This window comes from Bacillus sp. S4, assembly GCF_040838205.1.
Taxonomy (GTDB): Bacteria; Bacillota; Bacilli; order Bacillales; family Bacillaceae_G; genus Bacillus_A; species Bacillus_A cereus_U.
On record NZ_JBFPJI010000246.1, the window covers coordinates 1 to 5,078 of the forward strand.

Here is a 5,078-nt window from a genome sequence, read left to right on the forward strand (position 1 = left end):
TAATTGTGTTGCATAGATGATTTATCCAACATAGTATAGTATAAAACAAAAAATCAGAAAATTGAATCAATTCTAGTCCGAGGGCAGACGAATATTGGGAGGAGGCAAAAAAATGAGACAGGTGATTAATGCGTTAAAGAGAACAGATGCTGAAAAGAGAATTCCGGTGCTACGTTTGGAGCTAGATTATGAATTAGCAACTTTATATGATGCGATGATGGATAACGACAACCAGAAAAAAGAAGAGTGCGTACAAAAATTAGAAGTGTTAAGACTTGAAATGATCCGTTTAGAAGCGTAATAATAGTATATGTATAAATAATTAGTTGGTGCGAACCTTATAAAGGGTTCGTTTTTTCTGTGAACAGTATAGATCGGAGTGTTTAAACATGCAAGAAGTCTGGAAAGACATCGATACACACGCGAAACAGTGGATTCGAGAAGCGGGAGAATATTTAATGGCGTCACTGAAAAAAACACTTATTATAGAAACAAAGTCAAATGCAGCTGATCTAGTAACAAACATGGACCGAGAAACGGAGCAGTTTTTAATTGGGAAAATTAAAGAAACATTCCCGGCTCATAATATTTTAGGAGAAGAAGGCTACGGAGATGAGATTACCTCTTCTAATGGGGTTGTTTGGTTAATTGATCCAATTGACGGCACGATGAACTTTGTTCATCAAAAAAGGAATTTCGCAATCTCAATCGGGATTTATGAGAACGGTATCGGAAAGATTGGTCTTATTTATGATCCAGTTCATGACGAACTATATCATGCGGTAAAGGGAGAAGGGGCTTTTTGCAATGATTTAGCTATTCCCATGTTGGAAAAAGGAACGGTAGAGCATGGAATTATAGCTTTGAATGCGATATGGCTTACTGATAATCCATTGCTTAATATGGAAAAAATGATGATGCTCGTTAAGAAGGCGAGAGGTACGAGGTCATATGGTTGTGCAGCGTTAGAAATGGTATATGTTGCAACGGGAAGATTAGATGCATATGTAACACCGCGCTTATCGCCATGGGACTTTGGCGGGGGACAGATTATTGTAGAAGAAGTTGGCGGTAAAGTGACAACGTTCTTGGGAACACCTCTTTCTATTGTAGAGAAAAGCAGTGTGTTAGTTGCAAAACCAGGAGTATACGAAGAATTATTACCATTTGTATCGCAATAATAAAAAAAGTAAGAGGCATAAAGAAGCTTCTTACTTTTTAATGTTATTGCGATTTACGCATTTTTCTTTTTGTTACAAAACCGTATCCGACTGTAACAAATGTGCCGATAATGCAAATGATAATGCCGATGGGACTATTTTCAGCAATCATAATTCCGATACCAATTAAGAAGATAACACCGATAATTGCTGTTAATAAAAAGCGATATTGAATGTGTTCCATTTCTTCACCCTCCAATCTCATTTTACTTTCACAAAAGTAAGAATACAACTATATTTTCATTCTTGATTTTATTTTGATTGCCATTGTATCCCCTTCGCTCTTATAATAGAGAAGGATTAAAAAGACATTAGGAGTTGGACATGTTGAAAAAACGACAAGATTTACGAAATATAGCAATTATTGCCCACGTTGACCATGGTAAAACAACACTTGTTGACCAGTTATTACGTCAAGCGGGGACGTTCCGTGCGAATGAACATATTGAAGAACGCGCAATGGACTCAAATGATCTAGAAAGAGAACGTGGTATTACAATTTTAGCGAAGAATACTGCGATTCACTATGAAGATAAAAGAATTAACATTTTAGATACACCTGGTCACGCTGACTTCGGTGGAGAAGTAGAACGTATCATGAAAATGGTTGATGGTGTTCTACTTGTTGTTGATGCATATGAAGGTTGTATGCCACAAACACGATTTGTTTTAAAGAAAGCTCTTGAGCAAAACTTAACTCCAATCGTTGTTGTAAACAAAATTGACCGTGACTTCGCTCGCCCTGATGAAGTAGTTGATGAAGTAGTTGACTTATTCATCGAACTTGGTGCAAACGAAGATCAATTAGAGTTCCCAGTTGTATTTGCATCAGCAATGAACGGAACAGCAAGCTTAGATTCAAATCCAGCAAATCAAGAAGAGAATATGAAATCATTGTTTGACACAATTATTGAACATATTCCAGCACCAGTTGATAACAGCGAAGAGCCACTTCAATTCCAAGTAGCACTTCTTGATTACAATGACTATGTTGGTCGTATCGGGGTTGGACGCGTATTCCGTGGTACAATGAAAGTAGGACAACAAGTTGCATTAATGAAAGTTGACGGAAGTGTAAAACAATTCCGTGTAACTAAATTATTTGGTTACATTGGATTAAAACGTCAAGAAATTGAAGAAGCAAAAGCCGGAGATTTAGTAGCTGTTTCAGGTATGGAAGACATTAACGTAGGTGAAACGGTATGTCCGGTTGAGCATGAAGAGGCTTTACCATTATTACGTATTGATGAGCCAACACTACAAATGACATTCCTTGTAAATAACAGCCCATTTGCAGGTCGTGAAGGTAAATTCATTACATCTCGTAAAATTGAAGAGCGTCTTCGTTCACAATTAGAAACAGATGTAAGTTTACGTGTAGATAATACAGATTCTCCTGATGCATGGATCGTATCTGGACGCGGGGAATTACATTTATCTATCTTAATTGAAAACATGCGTCGTGAAGGTTATGAACTACAAGTATCTAAGCCTGAAGTAATTATTAAAGATGTCGATGGCGTAAGAAGTGAGCCTGTAGAGCGCGTACAAATCGATGTGCCTGAAGAATACACTGGTTCTATTATGGAATCAATGGGTGCACGTAAAGGTGAAATGTTAGATATGGTGAATAACGGAAACGGTCAAGTTCGCCTTACTTTCATGGTTCCAGCACGTGGTTTAATTGGTTACACAACAGAATTCCTAACATTAACTCGTGGTTATGGTATTTTAAACCACACATTTGATTGCTACCAACCAGTACATGCTGGACAAGTGGGTGGACGTCGCCAAGGTGTTCTAGTTTCACTTGACGCAGGAAAAGCATCACAATACGGTATTATGCAAGTTGAAGATCGCGGTGTAATCTTCGTTGAACCAGGTACAGAAGTATATGCTGGTATGATCGTTGGAGAACATACACGTGAGAATGATTTAACAGTTAACGTTGTAAAAATGAAACAACAAACTAACATTCGTTCTGCGACGAAAGATCAAACTTCAACAATGAAAAAACCACGCTTAATGACTTTAGAAGAGTCATTAGAGTACTTAAACGATGACGAGTTCTGTGAAGTAACTCCAGAATCAATTCGTCTACGTAAAAAGATTCTTGATAAGAGTGAGCGCGAAAGAGCTGCTAAGAAAAAGAAATCTGTTGAAGCATAAAATAATAGAACAGCTACCTTTATAAAAGGTAGCTGTTTTTTTGTTTTATGTTTATTTTTTTTGAATATTTACTCTTTTTTGTGGACAGTATTTTTTTTGCGAGTTACTCTTGTATTAAGTACATAAAGAGAATTTGTTTCATGAGGAGAGGTGAAAGATAGTGTTAGAAAGAATGTCATTTTTCGCGAAACTTTGTAAAGTTGATGAAAATCCAGAGGTAGGGATGTGGTTGCTTTATGGAACAATAATTTTATTAAGTGCACTTGTATATAATTTAGGATTTGCAAGGAAGCTGTCGGTACTAAAAAATATAGTGATATATACATCTTTAGCAATTGGATGCACGGTATTAACTTTTTTTGCAGTTTTTTTACCCGTTGGAGAGGGACTCGTTGTAGCGGCAATTGTACTTGGAATTTATAGACTGCGTTTACGTCAAGCTAAACAACAAAAAACAGGGTGAAAAAAGGAGGGGCTTTCATGCGCTCAGTACAAGATGCACTATATAATTGGTTAACAATTAAAACGGTTGCGGAAGCACGTCCAGATGATAGCGCTGCACAAGAAACGTATGTATTATTTCAAAATATGATATATGAAGAGCATAAATTACGAAATGTAGAAGTTGAAAAGAACGAGGAAATGTATTTGATTACATATGAAATTGATGGAGAAATAAGGTGTGCAAGATTTCCGGTAGAAGCCATTGATTGTTTTTTGGATCAGATGAATCGTGAACCAGAAAAATACAAATAAGTCCTTATCTATATGATTAAGGACTTATTTCCGGTTTACCAATCGTCTTCTACTTTTTTATCACGATATAATCGGAAATTACCACTCGCATGGCGTTCCATAGTACGCTCTGCAATTCGTTCCGTACATTCCATGCACATATATGTATGAATAGGGCGATTACGCAGTTTTTTTGCCATAGGATTTTCGTCATCTAACATATCTTTTTTATCACAAATCATACATTTGACTCTCATTTCGTCACCTCAATACGAATTCTATCAGTATAAGTATATCATGGAAGTATAATATTTTTGAATAATAGCGGGAAAAAATAATATTTTCGCAATTCGAAAAATAGGTTATGATAAGGATATATAAATAATATTTGGAGGTGGAAATATGGCGAATGTAGTTGAGCCTACATTGACAGGTGATTTAGTACAATCTTTGCGTAAAGAGTGTATCGTTATGATAGCAACAATAGATTTCGAAAAACAAATTCCTAACGTAAGTGCTATTTCTTGGGTATATGCAGTGAGTGAAACTAGTATTCGATTTGCGGTAGATCAACGCTCACGTATTGTGGGGAATATACGGCATAGTGCAGGGGTTGTATTGACTATAATGGCGAATGAATCCGTATTTTCCATAAGTGGTGAAAGTAAAATTTTAACAGATAGAATGGAAGGGATTCCTCTAAAATTAACGGTAGTAGAAGTGAATGTACAAGAAGTTCGTGATGTTATGTTTTATGGTGCGAAACTTGCTACTGAACCAACATATGAAAAAACATATGATCTTCGAGCTGCTAAAAAGCTTGATAATCAAGTATTAGTAGGAATGAAAGAATTATAAAGAAGATGAATAGGAACATCGTTCATAAACTTTTATAAGTGAGTATTGTGATTTAATGTGAAAAATTATAATAAAAAGTAATATATTGAATAGAAA

General features: G+C 36.0%; 8 protein-coding genes. 6 read left to right on the top strand and 2 right to left on the bottom strand.

The annotated features are described in order from the left end of the window. Window positions 1-112: 112 nt before the first annotated feature. Together AB3X48_RS17590 and AB3X48_RS17595 are read left to right on the top strand one after the other, a co-directional pair. The gene (locus AB3X48_RS17590; protein ID WP_002088326.1) at window positions 113-301 is read left to right on the top strand and encodes a YkzI domain-containing protein; all 189 of its coding nucleotides are present in this window, start codon (window positions 113-115) and stop codon (window positions 299-301) included. A gap of 88 nt (window positions 302-389) precedes the next feature. Beyond that, window positions 390-1,181, top strand: coding sequence for an inositol monophosphatase family protein (locus tag AB3X48_RS17595; protein ID WP_016106043.1), 792 nt, complete (start codon window positions 390-392; stop codon window positions 1,179-1,181). 43 nt (window positions 1,182-1,224) lie between these two features. Here AB3X48_RS17595 and AB3X48_RS17600 read toward each other — a convergent pair whose 3' ends face one another. After that, on the bottom strand, window positions 1,225-1,404 hold the full coding sequence (locus AB3X48_RS17600; RefSeq protein WP_000400127.1) for a DUF5325 family protein: 180 nt from the start codon (window positions 1,402-1,404) through the stop codon (window positions 1,225-1,227). A gap of 140 nt (window positions 1,405-1,544) precedes the next feature. Here AB3X48_RS17600 and typA point away from each other — a divergent pair, with 140 nt between their 5' ends. The 3 genes from typA to AB3X48_RS17615 all read left to right on the top strand — a co-directional run bounded on the left by typA (window position 1,545) and on the right by AB3X48_RS17615 (window position 4,145). Continuing rightward, on the top strand, window positions 1,545-3,389 hold the full coding sequence (gene typA, locus AB3X48_RS17605; protein WP_002160682.1) for a translational GTPase TypA: 1,845 nt from the start codon (window positions 1,545-1,547) through the stop codon (window positions 3,387-3,389). A gap of 160 nt (window positions 3,390-3,549) precedes the next feature. Beyond that, a complete protein-coding gene (locus tag AB3X48_RS17610) occupies window positions 3,550-3,852 on the top strand; it encodes a YlaH-like family protein (protein ID WP_002160683.1) in 303 nt (100 codons plus the stop codon). 17 nt (window positions 3,853-3,869) lie between these two features. After that, window positions 3,870-4,145: a hypothetical protein gene (locus tag AB3X48_RS17615; RefSeq protein ID WP_002146008.1), complete on the top strand. Its 276-nt coding sequence runs from the start codon at window positions 3,870-3,872 to the stop codon at window positions 4,143-4,145. 35 nt (window positions 4,146-4,180) lie between these two features. Here the strand turns inward: AB3X48_RS17615 and AB3X48_RS17620 are convergent, their stop codons facing one another. Next, window positions 4,181-4,381 carry a YlaI family protein gene (locus AB3X48_RS17620; RefSeq protein ID WP_002111485.1) on the bottom strand — a complete coding sequence of 67 codons (201 nt, stop codon included), beginning with the start codon at window positions 4,379-4,381 and terminating at the stop codon, window positions 4,181-4,183. Window positions 4,382-4,526: 145 nt separating this feature from the next. On the opposite strand from AB3X48_RS17620, the gene AB3X48_RS17625 reads away from it, so the two are divergent. After that, window positions 4,527-4,982 carry a PNPOx family protein gene (locus tag AB3X48_RS17625; protein WP_002160684.1) on the top strand — a complete coding sequence of 152 codons (456 nt, stop codon included), beginning with the start codon at window positions 4,527-4,529 and terminating at the stop codon, window positions 4,980-4,982. Window positions 4,983-5,078: the final 96 nt, after the last annotated feature.